The sequence below is a fragment of the Waterburya sp. genome, from assembly GCF_058530065.1.
This window is the reverse complement of the sequence record NZ_JBZNBU010000322.1, coordinates 1-18,448: the sequence shown is the minus strand read 5'-3', so window position 1 is coordinate 18,448 and position 18,448 is coordinate 1. Positions and strand designations below refer to the sequence as shown.

The window sequence follows — 18,448 nt, the reverse complement described above, 5'->3', positions numbered from 1 at the left end:
GTTGAATATTTGGTGAGTAACCTATCTCTAGAACTAGAATCAGTCTAAAAAATTCACTAAATTAAGTTTTGTTGTTCTTACCTTATCTTTAGTTTTTAGTTTTGTCTAGTACTAGAAACGCGATTGAGTTCAAGACTCCGACTCCTTGAGTCGTCTTCAATCAGGTATAGTTGAAGACTATATCTGATTGGAACTAATAACTAGTACGGACGTTTCATGAAACGTCCCTAACTAATAACTAATAACTGGGCGCAGCCCTTTATCTTATTCCCCGAAAACTACTGTAAATAAGCAGCCCCAAACACACAATTCTTAGCGAGGATCGATTAAGTAAGTGATGTCAACTAGAGGTCGTTCTTCAGCGAGCCATCTTTTGGCAATGGTTGCTGCTAGTTTCTTCACTCGCCGAGATGGATTATTTTTCAAATAAGCTCTCATGGTTTGGGGTTCTAAACAAAGTTCTTCTGCTGCCTGCTCGTGGGTCAAACCAAAAGCCAGGCGAAAATCTAAAGGGTGTAATTCATCATATTCATCAAGTCGATTTATCAGCTGCTCGGTGTCAATTTGGTGTTGGTTTTTAGTAGTTACAATCATTTTTCTATACCTTTGGCGATCGAGTAGTTTACAAATTAAAATTTGATTCACTGGGTTGTAATTTCTCTAACAGAGATTCGGTTTGAGTCCATAAATGCAGAAATTCAGATTTACCAGAAGGATTCTCGCTCCAGTCTGAAACCACATTTAAGTTACCCTTCAGAAAATCATCTCGACAAGCATAACGGCGAATTTTGCCACTTGAAGTTTTGGGTATACTGCCTGTTTTTACCAGTACCGCAGCATAAATCTCCAGACCATGTTGACTTGCTACCTGTTGGCGTATTTGCCCCACTACTTCTGGGGTATTTAGCCGACGTAGGTAAGAACGTTCTACTTCCTGAATCACTACTAATCGTTCTCTCCCTTTGACCTCCACGCCAAAAGCAGCACCACACCCCAACCTTAAAGCTGGATGACTAGTTTCTACAGTTCTTTCAATGTCTGTAGGATAGTGATTTTGCCCTCGAATAATTATTGCATCTTTAATCCTTCCCGTAACATATAGCTCGCCCTCGCTGATAAATCCCAAGTCTCCCGTGCGGAGAAAAGGCCCTTCTTCAGAATCAGCAAGATATGCCTCAAACGCTTCCTCTGTTTCTTGGGGTCTTTGCCAATAACCTTGGGCTACTGATGGACCTGCTACCCATATTTCTCCCACTCGTTCGGAGTCGCATCTGATTTTAGTTTCGGGATCGACGACGATAACTGTCTGATCCTTTAAGCTTTGACCGCAACCAACGACTACACGAAGGTCTTCCATTGCTTTTTGAGACTCTATAATTTGATGTTCCTTGAGAGAGTCAGCTTTTATAGTGCGCAGTACGGGAGGAGCGGTTTTCACTCCGCCAGAAATCATCAGTGTGGTTTCTGCCATACCATAGCAAGGATAAAATGCTTCTCGTCGAAACCCACAGGGAGCAAAAGTGTCGGCAAATTGGTCTAAAGTAGCTGCGTTAATTGGCTCTGCTCCAGTAAATGCCACTGACCAACTACTTAAGTCCAAACTAGCCAACTGCTCTTCGGTAACCTTGCGGACACATAATTCGTAAGCAAAATTAGGTCCCCCACTAGTGGTTGCCCGATAGCGAGAAATCGCTTGCAGCCAACGCCAGGGTTTTTGCAGAAAGTCTACAGGAGCCATCAGAGTTACGGGAAAACCACCATAAAGAGGTTGCAATACTCCTCCAATCAATCCCATATCGTGATAAGGTGGCAGCCAAATCACCCCCTGACTATCGTTGCCATGACCAAAACCTTGGTAAATAGCATTGAGGTTATGCCAAAGATTGCTATGACTAATCATCACTCCTTTAGGAGTTCCTGTAGAACCAGAAGTATACTGTAATAGAGCCAAGCGATCGCCTCCAATGAATGGTGGATACCAGTCAAGCTCGGATGAATAGCATATATCATCGGTAGGCAGCCAGGATATTACAGCCAAATAAGGATAATCGGTAACACGTTTTTGGATGTTGCTTACTAGAGTTTTGGTGGTAAGCACCACAGAGGCTTGAGCATTATGTACGATGGCTTGGAGACGCAAAAGATTTTGATTGCGTCTTGGTGGGTAAGCGGGTACGGGAACGATCCCTGCATACCAACAGCCAAATAAACCAACAATGAATTCTAGTCCTGGTGGATACAGTAATAAGGCTCTGCTGCCAGGAACATATTGCTGCTGTAATTTAATGGCTATGGCTCTTGCTCTTCGATCTAGTTCCTTGTAGGTTAACTGTCCCGATTCAGTTTCGCCATGACGTAGATAGATGTAAGCAGTTTTTTCTGGCTGAGATTTAGCTCTCCAGCTTAACAATTCGACAATTGTCTTAAACTGGCTTTTTTGCACCAACCATTTTTCGGTTATTGCTGTCACTTTATTCTCCTTAATTTATAGTCTGTAATTTTTTACTCAATTGACTACATTCTTGGTTAACTAGCTGTTAAAACGTTACTGAATCGAGACAAGAAACTAGAACAACTATTTTTGTAGTCTAATAAACTGAATTCAATAAAAAGCGCAAAACTGATAACTATAGTTAAAATTTAGGCTAAAGTAGTCGCTTTATTTAAATAATCTTTGAGATGATCGTCGTTGTCGTAAGAAAGTCCAATTAAAGGCAAATCTTTAAGGTTGAATGCTTTGACTTCCATAACCTCATGCTTATCTTTAATTTTAATATCTCCTCGAACCTCTGCTTCCACTACAACACAAATAGAATGGACTCTGGGGTCTCGATCTGGTTTAGAATATACTCCTACCAAGCGCGAAACTTTGACTAGTTCTAGTCCTGTCTCTTCTAATAGTTCTCTTCGAACCGTAGTAGCAATTTCTTCTCCCCATTCAATCATTCCCCCTGGTAAAGCCCATTTTCCAGTATCGTGTCGTCTGGCTAAAACGATTCGACCATCTGCCAGGATGGGAATAATGTTTGTGCCAGTTACAGGGTGACGAAAAATAAGCCTTAAAACCGCTTGAGTAAAGTATGGTAGACGAGATGCAAAATCACCAGCGTCCATAAACCACTCAACTATTTTGTCCTTAAAACTACGACGTTTAATTTTGTCACTTTTTGCTTTGATTGTATTGCCATTCATTTGAAAATTAGTCAAGAATGAATCATTTTTACCGCTCGAAATAGGTGTTTGAACTGTGGCAGCTTAAAACCAACTTCTAGATCAATCGAGAAACATCAGTTACTCAATGAAAATATAGTATTTGTAATAGGATCGCTATCAGTTAATAAATCACCGATCGCCAATTGTTTCCGAGATTCTAGCTATCTATAATTAAGCAAACTAGACTCTAAACCAAAAAATAATATAGATAGCAGATATTTACTTAGATGCAGAACTAAAATTACAAGACTCAATATTTAGCAACAAATATTTTTGTAATCAAACAAATAACTTGTAATCTGTTTTACATTAATTTTTAACACTTCTCAAATCAGACTTATTAGAAATGTTAAGATGTCATGAAGCAATCAATAAAATCCAGAGAAACTGGCTTTCTTTCTTTGAATGAAGTACTTTTTCTAAGTATGCTACTTAATCTGCACTCGGTTTTAGTTTAAACATATTTTTTTAATCTTGTCAGTTGATTAAATCAACTTTAACTAAAAAATAATCTGAACATCCCATAAATAAAGTGTTGCGAACACTAGGGGTTTCCTTTAAGACTGCTCGAATTATTTGTGAGGAGGTCATGAAATAATTTCACTACCTAAAATCTATCCTTAAATTTAATTTTATTCTTTATGAGCTCGCTTATTAGTCCAGCTTTCCCATCGTGCCAACGTTCTGGCTACCGCAGATGGATTGCGATCGCCTGCTATGCAAATACGCCCCATTTTTTCACAAGTCATTAGAATCTCACCATTGCCCAAAAACGGTGCGAATACACAGTCTCCCCAAGTTGTATATTGATGAATCAGGAAAGCAATAATTCCTTCTATTCCTTCTATTTCTGTCACTTTTTTGGGTGGGCTAATATTGTGAAAGGAATAGACAGCGATATATAAATTATCGACCAACAACTCGAATTTAAAGGGCATATGTTGATGAGTAAAAAAGTTGTATATTCCACCTTCTTCCACAATTACAATCACAATTTTAGCCTTGTGAATAGAATAGTTATGTTTCCAATGCTCAAAAGGAGTAACTATTGCTAAAGCCATTTCAGATGGTAGAAGATTAATAAATTTGTCACGTGATGTATCTTCGCAGTACATCACGTGCCGACCCAAAAGCCACTTATCGCCGATTTTAATGCTAGACATTGTTTGAACTCATTAAACATATGGCAAATCTACCCATTGATTTATGTTTGTGGTTAATTAATAACAACATTAATAGAAAATTTTATTTGAATAAACTGAAATAAGCTACGCTTTTTTTTATTGTCATCCTAACGAATTGTAAAAATAAAGGGCTGCGCCCAGTTATTAGTTATTAGTTATTAGTTCCAATCAGATGGAGTCTTGAACGAGATCGCGTTTCTAGTAGCTAGACAAAACTAATGCGGGCGGTCAACATCTGGAGTAAACCTCCAGATTACGCCCTTAAAAAACTAAAAACTAGAAACTAAAAGATAAAACTAGCATCTCAATTTTACTCACAATTGTCATTTAAAGATGTTGAATAAATCGCCATGCAAAGAATATTTTTAATTAATCTATTCTGGTGGATTTTTAAATCTCAATATTAGCGATTCTGGTTGGCAGTAGATTTTATCTACAGACAAAATATTTTATTTGAGCAACAATGATAAATGATTTTCCGATATTAAAATTATTTGTTGAAAAACTTTAAATTTTAATTTGTCCATGAAATAGAAAAAATGGCAAAAACTCTATTAGCTTTGTCTATTAAATAGGCTTCAAAATGAACAATTCATGCAAATCAGCAAATTTTATACATTTTATGATTTTAATTATCGTAACGGGTTTCCCCCATTTAAACCCCTAATTCAGCATAAACTGAAAAAAAAAATGGAATGCTTAGTTGATTTATATCCCCATCGCGATCGCACTATATGGGTCAATTATTTTGTTGAGATCCTCAAAGATAATTCAGCAGATCCATTAGAAAAACAATTGGCTTATTGGCATTTATTGGCGTATCTCGACTTAGATCGATGTTATTCGATCTGGAGAAATTTTTGTCAGCTTCCTCTTTACATGGTGAAATCCCAAGAGCTTTACGATTTTACTAATGATATTCTCTTTAAACCAGACAAATTTCAGAAATATATTGATAAATACGATGCTCGCAATGCTAGTGGTGCTAACTTGAAAACCTATATTTTGAGCATACTAAGAAATACCATACGAGATAAATTAGGGTTAGCATCTAGCTGGCATATTTTGTGTGACGTGGATATTAAAAACCAGACAAAATTCACTCGCGCTTTAAAAAAAAGAAGGGATGCTTTAGAAAGATATGGAGTACCAGAACCACTTAGATCGCGTTATATCTTTGCACTAAAATATTTTATCTTAGTTTATCAAACCAATCACACTGCCAATGGTCGTAGAATTGAAGGCTGTAGATGGCCAAAAGCTAAAGCTAGAGATTTTAGAGAAACTGCAAATTATTATAATTCGCGACGATTTATGAGAGATGCTCCTCTTCAAGCATCCGCAGGAGAAAACGTAACATCTGAAACTATTAAAAAATGGATCGATATTTGTATCAAAGCGTTACAGTATCAACCCTCAATTATTGAAACTAATTATAGTGTCTACAACGACCAAGAATTTAGCTCGTCGGTCGATCTAGAAGAAACCAGTTTAGACGAATATCCAGATCTAATACAAAGAACCGATCTGCTACTGCGAAAGACCATACAAACAATCGAATATAGTTACCAAAAAATTCGCAGCAAAATACCCTGGAAATTTCGCCCAGCTGTTATGCCGTTATGCTATCCTCATTCCTTAGCTTTATTAAATCAAGAAAAGTTAGGCAACAAAATTGGAGTACATCAAGGAACGATTTCTCGCTACGTTAGTAAGTATTTTGAAGCTCCTTTATTAAATAAATTTAAGCAATTTATTGATAATGAAATAAATTTAGATTCTTATCTGACAGTTTTTTTAGAAAAAAAATTTATCAATCCTCAATTATCTAATCTATCAGACAAAATTTTGCTCGAAGCCATTCAGGCTTTAGATGATGATGCTCAAAAAATTTTAAAATTTCGCTATAGCCAAAAAATGGATACGGAAAATATTGCTCTTGTCCTGAGCGATCAAAAACCGAGAAAAGTAACAGAAATTGATTCGATCTTGCTAACAACTCGCGATCGGCTTCAGGAAGAGCTTTTAGCCAAGCTAGCCACTCAACAAGCAAAATATATAAAATTGTGGTTAAAAAAATATTATCAAGACATCATTCATACAGTCTTGTTCGATTCTTTTAAAGAATTAAGCTTTGTCAGGCAAGAAATTTTATATTTACGATATTGCTACAACATGAAAGAACAAAAAATCTTAAATATCTATCCCCATTGCGATCCAACAAAAGTCATCTTAGAGTCAAAAAAACAGTTACATAGCTCTATATTGGTTTGGGCTGCCTATACTATGTCTATTTCATTGGTATCAGAAAGCCAACAGGTTATGGCAATAGTGGAAAACTGGTTATCAGATTCTTTGATATATACGGAGTTATAAATCTAGAAATTGAGTAAGGGTTAAAGAAACAATAAAATTACCTTTTCCCACTGCCAGAAGTCTAGTGTAATTAAAGTCTAAATGAATTACAGTCGTTCTAAATAAAAACCATAAGAAAAAGCGTACTAATTATTATTCCCTGTTGCCTATTGCCTAAAAACGATCGCTCTGAATCGACAGGAAATTAATTAGAACGACTATAGTTTGTTAGTTTATTTCTTGATGGTCGGTTCACTACACTAATTATGGTGGCTAGTAACTATTTTTGACTTTTTATTCTGGATGTCATTTTCCTTTACTAAAATTTGCGATTTAAAGTTGCTATCAATTTGATGAATTAGTCTATCAGATTTAGTAGATTTTTCAACCACGGCACGTTCCTTAGTCCAGTTTTGCCAACGAGAAATCGCGCAATCAACTATTTTAGGGTTGGGATCGCCTCCAAAGCAGATACGTCCCATCCGTTCGCAAGCAATTAAAATTTCACCATTCCCCAAATTAGGTGCGCTTACAAATAAACCAACATTTCGATTGGTATATTGGTCGATCAGATAGGACACAATTCCTTCTATTCCTTCAATCTCCATCGGTTTGCGAGGCTTAGAAATTGCCTGACCCGAAAAAATACCGATATAGTATTTACCTAACAAAAATTCAAATTGAAAGGGCATCTGCTGACGAGTACAAAAATTGCAAATCCGATCTTCTTCTATTACCACTGCAACCACACGGGCTTTCTCAACTAAATAGTCATGATCCCATTCCGTAGTAGAAGTTACAATTGCTAGTGCTACTTCAGAGGGAATAAGATCGATAAATTTTCTTGCAGAAGTATTTCCACAGTAAATTATATGACGACCCAAAAGCCATTCATCACCGACTTGGACAGCAAGATTGCTCGAACTACAAGCTTTATTTTGCACCTCATTGTGAATCTTATTTTGCACCTCATTGCGAACGGGTTTAGCTTTTTGTTCTTGAATTTCGGCTAAAGCCAAGAACTGTAGTTCTTTTTGTTTGGCTTTTGCCCTAGCTACAATTGAGGCTTGGCGATCTGCTTCTGCTAAATCGCCTTCTTTTTTAGCTTTATCGGCAGCTTTCTCTGCTGCATCAGCTTGCTTCTTTTCCGCGCTACCAGCTCTAGCTATTTCCAATAAAGCGGTAGTTTTTTTAGCTATCTCAGTTCCTTGAATTGCCTGTTTTACTTCTGGCAAAATTTTACTGGCAATTTGTTTGCCATATTGATAAGTCCTTTTGGTGTAGCCTATTTCTTTAGCCAACTGTTCGGTAGTTTTTATGGGTTGGAAAACAGAGCCTTGTCGATGGTGTTGATTATCTCCAGCTTTGGCTCGCAATCCTCTTTTTTCTAGAATTTTTTCTCGCTCTAGCCAAAGTTCGGCTCGCTCTAAAGTTTCCAATTCACTACGAATCAAGTTTTCGTCTATTTCTGCCAAACGCGACTGCCAGGTGTTTTTATAGTCAACAACGTTACATTCGATTTTTTTAAATCCTAACATCGTACAGGCAGTCAGACGGTGTAATCCTGCAATTAAGTTAAAATCTCGATCTATGGTAATTGGATTGAGCAATCCATTAACCTCGATCGATTCTTTTAGCTCTATGACTTTTTCTGGTTTAAGGGGTCGTCTGTGAGATTTAACCTTGATTCGAGCTATTTCTATAGTTGACATATACTAACCCTGTTTGAGAAAAACTATTTTTTTGCCCAAGCTCGCTTGAAAAAATTGAAACACAAAAGTTTCAAATAGAATTCATTGAAGTTAGAATACTCTCGAAATAATTATTTTAGCTTTTCAAAAGCTTGCTAAGTGCGAATCATGGATGCGCCTCACATTATACAGTCTTTGTCAAAGAAATATGACTTATTTTTAATAATATATATATATTTGCTCGTAAATATCTTGAAAATCAGGTTACTTGATTACTCTTACATTCTTCTGGTCGATCCTGCGGTAGCAAGTCTAGCACATTGTTGTGACTACTATAATAGTCTCTCAGACCCTGAGCTTGCTTACCAGTAAAATGAATCCATTCATAATGATAAAACTCTGGAGAGGCTGAATCTGCCCCAGCTAACAAAGGAAACCTAGGAGTTGCCATCAAGATAGAAAGGCTTCTTTCTCCACTAAAAGTTTGGCTCTCCAATTTAACACTAGCAATGTAATTAGTATTGAGTATGATATTGCCTATTTTGATAAAAGCCATAAGTAATAAGTAAATAGTAGGAGCTATATAAATTATTCAAATCTTTTCTTTCAGACTTGCTACAAATCGGTTCATATTAGGATACTAGAATTTTACTAGACTTACAAAAAAATTTGTACCCCGAGCAAATGCAAAAATTAGTTTCAAGATTGAGTTTTACTGCGCTTTTCACCTGAGTAGATCGTAATGATTAGATTATAAAAAGTTAATAGCCCGTGGGCTGTGCTGGAGTTTACCAACCTTGCAGTGAGAGCGTAATTGCGGGGAAACCCCGTAATGATGACGAGTCGTAATTCTGGGGTCTCCCCAGAATGTTGACCGACGAGTGCTTGCACCGCCCAAACCACGTAAGACGCTAATAGCGACGAACTAACTAATCCCGAACGGAGTCTATCCAACTGAAAACGGCTGTAAGTTAAATATTGTTAGCTTCTTATTTCTTCTGAATTTTTATATACACAGATATTTTGAGGAAATTGTGAAGAAACATATTTAGTAAATCTGAGTTGTCTGATTTAGAGGTCGTGTATTTGTGCCTTACAGCCAATTTACATAGATAGTTTTCTCTTCTATGGAATCGGCATTATCGATCACACTTACTATTGAAACTTAAATTTATTCACGACCCCGCTATTTTAAAGATTGACTTGGCTAATTTCATAAACTGTGGTGTGAAACCGACAGTAATACTTTTGCTCCTTCATTGCTCAACGGCAATTGGAGTTATACATCTACTATTAATCTAGCCTTCCTGAGTATAAACCTCAGGACTGTTTCTTCTTTGGCAATAATATCGACTTTTCCTTCCATGCCCGAACGCACAATACATTCATTATTGGGTGCTTGCAAAGATAAACTATTAGGCTCGATCGCCACATCGTAAGTAGACTGAGCCTGTTGAAAATTGGGTGTTTGACTGCTATTGGCTGGAATTCCTTGGGGAGCATTAGCATCGGGAGAGATCGCCGTAACAGTACCATGAAGAGTACCGTAGTCGGGGTAGGGACAAGCAGATACTCGCATTTGTACTTTGCCCCCAGTTGCTACTTTTTCAATATCTTGGGATGCAACTAAAGCTCTAATTTCCAAAGGAGCATCACTAGGAGCAATTTGAGCAATGATATCACCAGCACCAACCATTTGGTCTGGATTACGCAGATTTAATTCCTGAACAATTCCAGATGCTGCTGCTCGAATGACAGTTCTTTTTAGTTCTGTTTCAATTTGTTGCAGTTCTTGACGATCGCTTCTCAGTTGATTTTGAATTTTAATCTGTTGTTGCACTAACTGTTCTCGCTCTCTGTTTAAAGAAGCCAGAGTAGCTTTAGCTTGTGCTTTAGCTTGTAAAATTTGCTGTCGAGCAATTTCAATCCCAGCAGAACTAGGATTTAAGCCTACTTGACTGCTGTTTAATCTAGCTTGAGCAGCAATTAGGATTTGTTTTTGCCGAGAGATCTCTGCGTGCTGTTGTTTAATTGCTGCTTGTTTGGCAAGTACGTGCTGTTGTTGTTGTTCCACATCTAACTTCGCTTCTTCTAGTTGATCTTGAGACAATGCTCCCGCGTCTGCAATGAGAGTATAGCGATCGCGTTTAGATTTTGCTCTCTTTAGACTAGCCCAAGCGGATCGAAGATCTGCCTGTAGTGCAATCAATTCTGTCTCAGCTTGATTCAATTGTGCTTCCGTTGAATTAGAATTGGCGATTGCTTCTTCTACTTCAGCATTAGCGATACTACTCCTATCCTGATATTCTCGATTGCTGCGATTGAGTTCGGCAGTTGCAGCAGCAATATTACCCTGGAGGCGATTCTTTTCAGCATTAATTTGTCTGGTGGTTGCCTCAATTTGAATGGCTATTTGAGCTAATTCTAGCTGAGTTTGCTTGATGTTTCCTTGGAGCTGAATTTTTTGAGTTTGCAGGCGCGAATCGTCCATATAAGCCAGAATGTCTCCTTGGACTACTTCTTGATTTTCCTTAACTGCAATACTTTCAATTTTCCCATCCATAGCTGCTTGGACAATGCGTAACTCCCCCACAGGTCTTACCGCAGCGGGAGCTTTAACAGTTACCTTATAGCGCAGAACGCTAGTTAAGGAGATTGCCGCACCAAAGATACCGAGGAGAACGAAACCTCCAGTAGTAACCCACCAATCAATTTGGGGCAGAAATTCATCTGGATTGACTGGAGAGAGTAAATTTTCATCCCGATTTAAGTCAAGAGATTCGGTTTTAATATTAGTTAGCATGATTAGTTATTGTGAGAGTAAATTGAACAAAACACTAACAAATAATGTTTTTTAGCTTTCAAGCTGATAAATTTTCAGACAACGATTGACTTTGCTTTGATTACAAAATATTTGAGATTTTTTAAAATATTAAGCATGGATTTATACTTGTTTAAAACAAGCTTCTGAAAATATTTAAAATGCCCAAAAAACCAAAACATATTCAATATACTAGTCTATGTCTCATAAGATTGTATTGACAGTTAATTGCTATCTTCTTTCTCAAACTATTACTTTAAAACTCGACCCTCAAAGCCAAAGTCCCCTAGGGGTAAGATTTTAGATCGAGCCTTATTTAGATATAACTATATTTTAAACTCAAAAAGTTAAAACTAGTTATGTTTGAGTTGTAGATGTTTTCTACTTTTTAAAATATTTTTAAAACTGTAGATATTTTCGACTGACAAAGAAAAAAAAATGAGTTTAAATAAATTCAGTAAACAAAGCAAAAATTAATTTTAATCTGCTTTTTTTGCTGAAAAATTTTCACTTAATAGTATACAAGGAGATATAAATTAAGATGATGGCACAAAATAGTACCACTTCTAAACTAGACTTTCTTTTATTAGAGGAAGTTTCTAATGAATCTGCTGAAATTATTTCTGGAGGTCAATCCCTAACCCTAGAAGGAGCGCAAACATTAGAACTAGGCAATCCTTTTACCGCACCATTTGACATATTGACTAGCATCATGAGCTCTATTACCACTCTAACAGGAGCATTGGGCATCGAGCTTCCCGCACTCCCTAGTTACGATCTTCCTGAGATTCCCACACTCCCAACTCCACCAACTGCATAGCTAGAGCTTTCAAAAAGCTCATTTTCTTGCTATCTTTCTAGGCTCATTCCCTCGAAAACCCTTGTTATCGAAGATTGAGCCTAGTAACAAAAGGGTTGCATTGCTTTTTCTGTAAGATAATTTCTCAGTTACTTGTTTGACTACTCTTTTTACTTACTACTTAGACTAGATATTATCTATTTAACATAGATGGGGTAGAACTAGCCATTTTGCTAATATCCCATCACAATGCAATTCTCAAAAAACTTTAAAATTAAGTCTTGGGAAAAATACTTTATACCAAATAGCAAAAATAAAAACATTAATTGATTTGGTATTACTTTACCTAAGACTTATCTTTTTTTTTTGACTTATAAAAGTCTAATTCTGCAATATTTCTAGGTTTTTCATGAAATATCAGACAGTTTTACAGCACAGCGAGGAAGACTGTGGTGCAGTTTGTCTGGCGACTGTCGCTAAACACTACGGGCGCACATTTGCGCTCCATCGTATTCGAGAACTTGTGGGAACTGGACAGCAAGGTACGACGCTTTTAGGTTTGAGAAGAGGAGCAGAAACCTTGGGTTTTAATGCTCGCCAAGTTAAAATAACCACTCAACTATTAAAGCAAATCCACAAAGCTCCCTTACCAGCAATCATTCACTGGAAAGGATGTCATTGGGTAGTTTTATATGGCAAAAAAGGGAATAAATATATCGTAGCCGACCCTGCTGTCGGGCTGCGCTATATCACCCATCAAGAACTAATTACTAACTGGAGTAGTGGAATCGCCTTATTGTTGATGCCTGAAGCCAGTCGTTTCGAGCAGCAACAAAGCGACGATCTCGGTGGATTTTCGCGCTTTTTCAAGAGAGTTCTGCCCTATAAAGGGATCTTGAGCGAAGCATTACTGATTAATCTCACAATCGGGATTCTTTCTCTGGCTACTCCTTTTCTATTTCAGATTTTGACTGATGATGTATTAGTACGGGGAGATACTCAACTACTGGCTGTTGTAGCTATTGGGGTTGTATCGATCAATCTATTTAGCAGCATTTTACAATTTGTTCAATCAAATTTAATTTCCCATTTTGCTCAACGTATGGAGTTAGGACTTGTCCTTGCCTTCGGACGGCAAATTTTGCGTTTACCCCTCAGTTATTACGAAGCTCGTCGTAGTGGCGAAATTGTTAGTCGTCTCAGGGATATTCGCGAAATAAATCAACTAGTTTCTCAAGTGGTGATTGGGTTGCCCAGCCAAGTTTTTATTGGCTTGGTTTCTTTTGCTCTTATGTTGTTTTATAGTTGGAAACTAACTGCTGCGGCTACTGCTGTTGCTGCTAGTATGACAATTTCCACCTTCATCTTTTTACCCGCTCTCAAGCAAAAAACCCGCGCCCTACTCGTTACGTCTGCCGAAAACCAAGGTTTTTTAGTCGAAACATTCAAAGGCGCACTCAACCTGAAAACTAATAATGCGGCACCTCAAGTTTGGGAAGAACTCCAAAGTCGTTTTGGTCGTTTAGCTAATGTCACTTTTGGCACTATTCAGATTAGCATTATCAACGGTGTTTTTTCTAAACTCGTCTCTGGACTAGGTACAATCGCTATCCTGTGGCTAGGGAGTAATCTGGTTATTGAGCGGGAATTGAGTATTGGTCAGTTGCTGGCATTTAATGGTATGAACGGTAATTTTACGGGTCTCATCATAGCTATGATTGGTTTTATAGATGAATTTGCCCGTGCCAAAACCGCCACTCAACGGTTGAATGAGGTAATTGACGCTACGCCAGAAGATAAAAATGATGGCAATAAATCTTGGACGCAGATATCTGGTACTGCGGACATTGTTTGTACGGATCTTCACTTTTATCATGTTGGGAGAGTCGATCTACTGTAGGATTTCTCTTTAAAAATTCCTGGGGGTAAAGTTACCGCTTTAATTGGCAAGTCTGGCTGCGGCAAAAGTACCTTGGCTAAACTAATTGTTGGTCTGTACGATCTTAAATCGGGGAATATCCGTTTTGGCAGATTTAATCAACAAGATCTATCTTTAGAATGCCTGCGTCAGCAAGTGTTGCTAGTGCCACAAGAGACAAACTTTTGGAGTCGTTCGATTATTAATAATTTTCGTCTGGGAAATCCCTATGTATCCCTCGACAAAATTGTTAGAGCTTGTCAAATAGCTGGGGCAGATGAATTTATCAGTCAACTACCAGACAAATATCAAACAGTTTTAGGGGAATTTGGGGCAAATCTTTCAGGGGGACAAAGACAAAGATTGGCCATAGCCCAAGCCATCATTAACGATCCCCCCATACTTATTTTAGATGAGTCTACCAGTGCTCTCGATCCAGTATTAGAAGCTCAAGTTTTGGATCGGCTTTTATATCATCGACAAAATAAAACTACTATTTTGATTAGCCACCGACCCAGCGCAATCGGACGTGCAGAATGGATTGTCCTAATTGAAAATGGTCAAATTAAACTGCAAAATACCACCAAAAAATTGCGCTCGCAACAAGGTTCTCATTTAGATTTCTTGACTGGAAAATAATTTTCATAAACCTCAAACGGAGTTGTCATGGAAGATTCTAATTCACTTCCTCAAAACAATAGCACTCTTCTGCCCGCAAATCTCTCGAATTCTATTTTGGGACTAAATTCATCTATTGGCAGTAGTCTAGATATTTCGGTTTCCACAGCCAGCCTATGGGAAATGGCTCAAAGCTTTCTACTATTGGAAGTTTACGGACTTTTGGTAGGCACTCCTGGTAGTGACTCCTATCTCGTCGGTAGACCAGGAAAAAACGATACTCTCCTAACTCGCCAGGGTAACGATCTACTTTTGGCTGTCGATCCTGCTAGTGAAAACCCAGGACTGGGAGAAGTAGATACCCTAGTTGGCGATCGCGATATTTTTGACGTATTCTCTGTAGGTGGTATTTTACCCGAAGAAGAAAATCCTCGCCTTGGGCAAGATACATTTATTGTTGGCGATCGACGGCAGCCCTACTATCTTGGGGAGGGAGATGATGATTATGCCTCAATTCTAGACTTCGACCCCGAACTAGACATTCTGCAACTTCACGGTACAGCAGCCAATTACCATCTAAGAGAACTTGAGGGAAATACCCTAATCTATTGGCGGCAAGATACAGAGGTAGACTTGGTTGCCTCATTATCTGAAGTCTCTGGTTTGAGTCTCGATGGAGACTATTTTCAGTTTACTGACGATCTACCAGCTATAGAACCAACCACCCCCCAAATCGAGCAGTTAGGAACTTCTGGTGTTGACCTTTCAGTTGGTATTGGGGGAGACAATGAAAGTAATGTTTTTCTCACAGGAGCATCGGGAGATTCCTTTTGGATTGCTAAATATGACAATAACGGCAATCAGCAATGGGTAGAACCATCGCCATCTACGGGTAGTTTGGGCATCGATGGATTGGGCAATGTCTATGTAGGAGGTGGATTGGGAGACATCAACCTTACCAAATATGATAGCGAAGGTAAACAGCAGTGGACGCAATCCTTGGGAACTTTTTCTCTCGATAATTCGTTCAATCTTGATGTGGATCGTGAGGGCAATGTTTATTTAGTTGGATATACTCTCGATGACTTGGGTGGGGAAAATGCAGGGGAATTGATGAATGGCTCAATGCCCATCGTTTCTACCGATGTCTGGATTGCCAAATACGATAGTAATGGAAATCAACAGTGGCTACAGCAGTTTGGCAGTGGAAATTTTGACGAGGCTTTTGCGATCGCCACTGACAAAGATAGCAACGTTTACACTAGTGGCTGGACACTGGGAGACTTGGGCGGAGAAAATGCAGGACTATACGATATTTGGGTCGCTAAAAATAATCCCAATGGCGAGCAAGAGTGGGTAGATCAGTTTGGTACTCCCGACTATGATTGGTCTTGGGATGCTGCGGTTGACGGCGAAGATAATCTCTATGTGACTGGCTGGACTTTGGGAGACTTGGGCGGCAAGAATGCAGGTTCTTATGATGGCTGGGTGGCTAAGTACGACAGCGAGGGCGAACGGCAATGGATTCAACAATTTGGTACTGCTGGAGATGATACCGCTCGTAGTATAGATTTTGATGAATTGGGCAATTTCTACGTTACTGGGTCTACCGATGCTGATTTTGGCGGAGAAAGTGCGGGTTCTTACGATACCTGGGTTGCTAAGTACAATAGCGAAGGCGATCGACAGTGGGTTCAACAATTTGGCACTGCCGCAACCGATAATCCTTTCGATCTTTCTGTGGGTAATGATGGTCGAGTTTTGGTCACAGGCTATACAGAAGGTTCTTTGGGGGCAACTAATGCAGGAGCGCATGATGGCTGGTTAGCCGTACTCTCTGCAACAGACGGAGATCTCATGAGCTTTAGTAATGACAGCACAGTATCTAACTTGCTGCCAGATTCGGGTTCATCTTTAGACGGCTTGGGCTAAACACTTTTGTCTATCTAAACAAAGCTCAAACAAAGCTCCTAACTACAATGACCCTAACAGAATTAGTCTTACTGATGTTAGCAGTATCAGCAATTACTTTTGGCATAATTAAATTAATAATTTGGATAGATAGGAATTTACCATTTTAGAATAGAGAACTGTAATATTATATTGATTTAAAACATTAATTTGTTGTTTTTTTCTACAGACAGAAATAAACAAATAGTTTTAAATAAAGAAAGTATTATTGTGTCAACAATTGGGTAGAGTTTAAAACGCAGAATGCTCGGGCTGCAGTAGATGGGATTTTAAATCGCATTTACGCCCGCTCTATTCAATTAATACTAATAACTAATTACTAATAACTAATTACTAATAACTAATTACTGTTTTTATTGTCAAAGGTTATTTAGTAAAAAAAAAGCTGACAGCAACTGCATAGATCGGTCAATCGTTAAACTACCTGGGAATCTAATATTTAAAATTCTAGGATGAAAAGCCAGCTATTTTTCAAAGAGATCAAGCAAAAAACGACGACTTTGCTCATGACTATTGCCGTAGCAGCTACGGCAATCAACGCATTTATATTTTTAAACAATCGGCTCAAAACTCAAAAATCTTCAGCAACCATTGTAGATAATACGACTGAGCCCGATGCAGTTGCTGCTTTGGGTTATATAGAACCAAAGGGAGAGGCGATCGAACTATCTGCTCCTAGTTCGACTGAAGGCAGAAGAGTAAAACAATTACTAGTTCAACGGGGGGATTTGGTCAAACAGGGGCAGACAATTGCCATTCTTGACAATCGAGATCGTCTCCAAGCTGCTCTAGAGCAAGCTCAAACCCAAGTTGCTGTAGCCGAAGCTCGTTTGGCACGAGTCAGGGCGGGTACTAAAACAGGAGATATTCAGGCAGCAGAAGCGAGATTTCAAGGTACTAAAGCAGAATTAGAAGGACAAATTGCAGTTCAAAAGGCAAACATTGCTAATTTGAAAGCTCAATTACAAGGTGAAAAAAACGCCCAATCAGCTACTATCCAACGTATTAAAGCGGAATTACGCAATGCTAAAACCGAGTGTAGTCGTTATCAGACACTATATCGAGATGGGGCAGTATCGGCTCAAGAACGGGATAGTTTTTGTTTGCAAGAGAAAACCGTTGGCGAAAGACTCAAAGAGGCACAAGCCAATCTCGATCGCATTATAACCACCCGCCAAGAACAAATTGCTGAAGCTCAAGCCAACCTCGATCGCACCATCCGCACCGTTCAAAGACAAATCGAAGAGGCACAAGGAGCTTTTGCTGCCGTAGCAGAAGTTCGCCCTGTAGATATAGAAGTAGCCCTCGCCGAACTAAAGGCAGCCCAAGCCGATGTCAGACGCGCCCAAGCAGAATTAGATTTAGCTTATGTAAAATCGCCAATAGACAGTAGGATTTTGGAGATTCATACTCGTTTGGGAGAAATGGTTGGCGATCGCGGTATTGTCGAAATCGGTCAGACAGACCAGATGTACGTCACGGCAGAAGTTTATGAAACTGATATCAGCCAAGTCAATCTGGGTCAGAAAGTAACCGTTGAAGCAGATGGCATTTTGCAGGACTTAAGCGGAGTAGTTGATGAAATTGGCTTATTAATTGGTACTCAAAATGTTTTGAGTACCAACCCCGTAGCTGATGCAGATGCCCGCGTGGTTCCAGTCAAAATTCGCTTGAATCCCGAAGATAGCCAAAAAGTAGCAGGATTAACTAACTTGAGGGTCAACGTAATTATCCATACCCTGCCTCAATTGGGTTCTCTCGGTCGAGCCTATTAAGCTTATGGTAAATCTGATGAAGAAAAAATTAATGTTTCAAAAACTGCCTACAGCTTTGTTGCAGCTGAGGTATCAAAAAGTTCGCTTGCTGGTAGCTTTGTTG

At 38.7% G+C, this 18,448-nt stretch carries 11 protein-coding genes and 1 pseudogene; 5 read left to right on the top strand and 7 right to left on the bottom strand.

All coding sequences use genetic code 11. The features are described 5' to 3' along the window. Window positions 1–312: 312 nt before the first annotated feature. From AC33VI_RS19125 to AC33VI_RS19110, 4 genes are all read right to left on the bottom strand, one after another. Complete coding sequence (locus AC33VI_RS19125) at window positions 313–594, bottom strand: hypothetical protein (protein ID WP_491783851.1); 282 nt, start codon at window positions 592–594, stop codon at window positions 313–315. 28 nt (window positions 595–622) lie between these two features. Continuing rightward, on the bottom strand, window positions 623–2,470 hold the full coding sequence (locus AC33VI_RS19120; protein ID WP_491783850.1) for a fatty acyl-AMP ligase: 1,848 nt from the start codon (window positions 2,468–2,470) through the stop codon (window positions 623–625). Between the two features lie 170 nt (window positions 2,471–2,640). Then, entirely contained in the window at window positions 2,641–3,114 is a 474-nt protein-coding gene (locus AC33VI_RS19115; protein WP_491783852.1) for an NUDIX domain-containing protein, read from the bottom strand. Window positions 3,115–3,845: 731 nt separating this feature from the next. Beyond that, the gene (locus AC33VI_RS19110) at window positions 3,846–4,274 is read right to left on the bottom strand and encodes a hypothetical protein (RefSeq protein ID WP_491783849.1); all 429 of its coding nucleotides are present in this window, start codon (window positions 4,272–4,274) and stop codon (window positions 3,846–3,848) included. Window positions 4,275–5,087: 813 nt separating this feature from the next. On the opposite strand from AC33VI_RS19110, the gene AC33VI_RS19105 reads away from it, so the two are divergent. After that, a complete protein-coding gene (locus AC33VI_RS19105) occupies window positions 5,088–6,773 on the top strand; it encodes an XRE family transcriptional regulator (protein ID WP_491783848.1) in 1,686 nt (561 codons plus the stop codon). 239 nt (window positions 6,774–7,012) lie between these two features. Here AC33VI_RS19105 and AC33VI_RS19100 read toward each other — a convergent pair whose 3' ends face one another. The 3 genes from AC33VI_RS19100 to AC33VI_RS19090 form a co-directional block, all read right to left on the bottom strand. Beyond that, window positions 7,013–8,464: a ParB N-terminal domain-containing protein gene (locus AC33VI_RS19100; RefSeq protein ID WP_491783847.1), complete on the bottom strand. Its 1,452-nt coding sequence runs from the start codon at window positions 8,462–8,464 to the stop codon at window positions 7,013–7,015. Between the two features lie 238 nt (window positions 8,465–8,702). Next, complete coding sequence (locus AC33VI_RS19095; protein WP_491783846.1) at window positions 8,703–8,999, bottom strand: hypothetical protein; 297 nt, start codon at window positions 8,997–8,999, stop codon at window positions 8,703–8,705. 723 nt (window positions 9,000–9,722) lie between these two features. Further along, window positions 9,723–11,246: a beta-barrel domain-containing protein gene (locus AC33VI_RS19090; protein WP_491783845.1), complete on the bottom strand. Its 1,524-nt coding sequence runs from the start codon at window positions 11,244–11,246 to the stop codon at window positions 9,723–9,725. Window positions 11,247–11,805: 559 nt separating this feature from the next. Between AC33VI_RS19090 and AC33VI_RS19085 the strand changes: the two genes are divergently transcribed. The 4 genes and pseudogenes from AC33VI_RS19085 to AC33VI_RS19070 all read left to right on the top strand — a co-directional run bounded on the left by AC33VI_RS19085 (window position 11,806) and on the right by AC33VI_RS19070 (window position 18,345). After that, entirely contained in the window at window positions 11,806–12,084 is a 279-nt protein-coding gene (locus tag AC33VI_RS19085; protein ID WP_491783844.1) for a hypothetical protein, read from the top strand. 388 nt (window positions 12,085–12,472) lie between these two features. Next, window positions 12,473–14,620 (top strand): annotated as a pseudogene (locus AC33VI_RS19080) (peptidase domain-containing ABC transporter). Between the two features lie 27 nt (window positions 14,621–14,647). Then, a complete protein-coding gene (locus AC33VI_RS19075; RefSeq protein WP_491783843.1) occupies window positions 14,648–16,531 on the top strand; it encodes an SBBP repeat-containing protein in 1,884 nt (627 codons plus the stop codon). Between the two features lie 491 nt (window positions 16,532–17,022). Further along, window positions 17,023–18,345, top strand: a complete 1,323-nt coding sequence (locus AC33VI_RS19070; protein WP_491783842.1) for an ABC exporter membrane fusion protein — start codon at window positions 17,023–17,025, stop codon at window positions 18,343–18,345. The last annotated feature ends 103 nt before the right edge of the window (window positions 18,346–18,448 follow it).

Bases quoted from the DNA above. Each gene is read 5' to 3' on its own strand.
- AC33VI_RS19070 (WP_491783842.1), top strand. From the start codon at position 17,023: ATGAAAAGCCAGCTATTTTTCAAAGAGATCAAGCAAAAAACGACGACT.
- AC33VI_RS19090 (WP_491783845.1), bottom strand. From the start codon at position 11,246: ATGCTAACTAATATTAAAACCGAATCTCTTGACTTAAATCGGGATGAA.
- AC33VI_RS19115 (WP_491783852.1), bottom strand. From the start codon at position 3,114: ATGGACGCTGGTGATTTTGCATCTCGTCTACCATACTTTACTCAAGCG.
- AC33VI_RS19110 (WP_491783849.1), bottom strand. From the start codon at position 4,274: ATGGCTTTAGCAATAGTTACTCCTTTTGAGCATTGGAAACATAACTAT.
- AC33VI_RS19085 (WP_491783844.1), top strand. From the start codon at position 11,806: ATGATGGCACAAAATAGTACCACTTCTAAACTAGACTTTCTTTTATTA.
- AC33VI_RS19075 (WP_491783843.1), top strand. From the start codon at position 14,648: ATGGAAGATTCTAATTCACTTCCTCAAAACAATAGCACTCTTCTGCCC.
- AC33VI_RS19095 (WP_491783846.1), bottom strand. From the start codon at position 8,999: ATGGCTTTTATCAAAATAGGCAATATCATACTCAATACTAATTACATT.
- AC33VI_RS19100 (WP_491783847.1), bottom strand. From the start codon at position 8,464: ATGTCAACTATAGAAATAGCTCGAATCAAGGTTAAATCTCACAGACGA.
- AC33VI_RS19105 (WP_491783848.1), top strand. From the start codon at position 5,088: ATGGAATGCTTAGTTGATTTATATCCCCATCGCGATCGCACTATATGG.
- AC33VI_RS19125 (WP_491783851.1), bottom strand. From the start codon at position 594: ATGATTGTAACTACTAAAAACCAACACCAAATTGACACCGAGCAGCTG.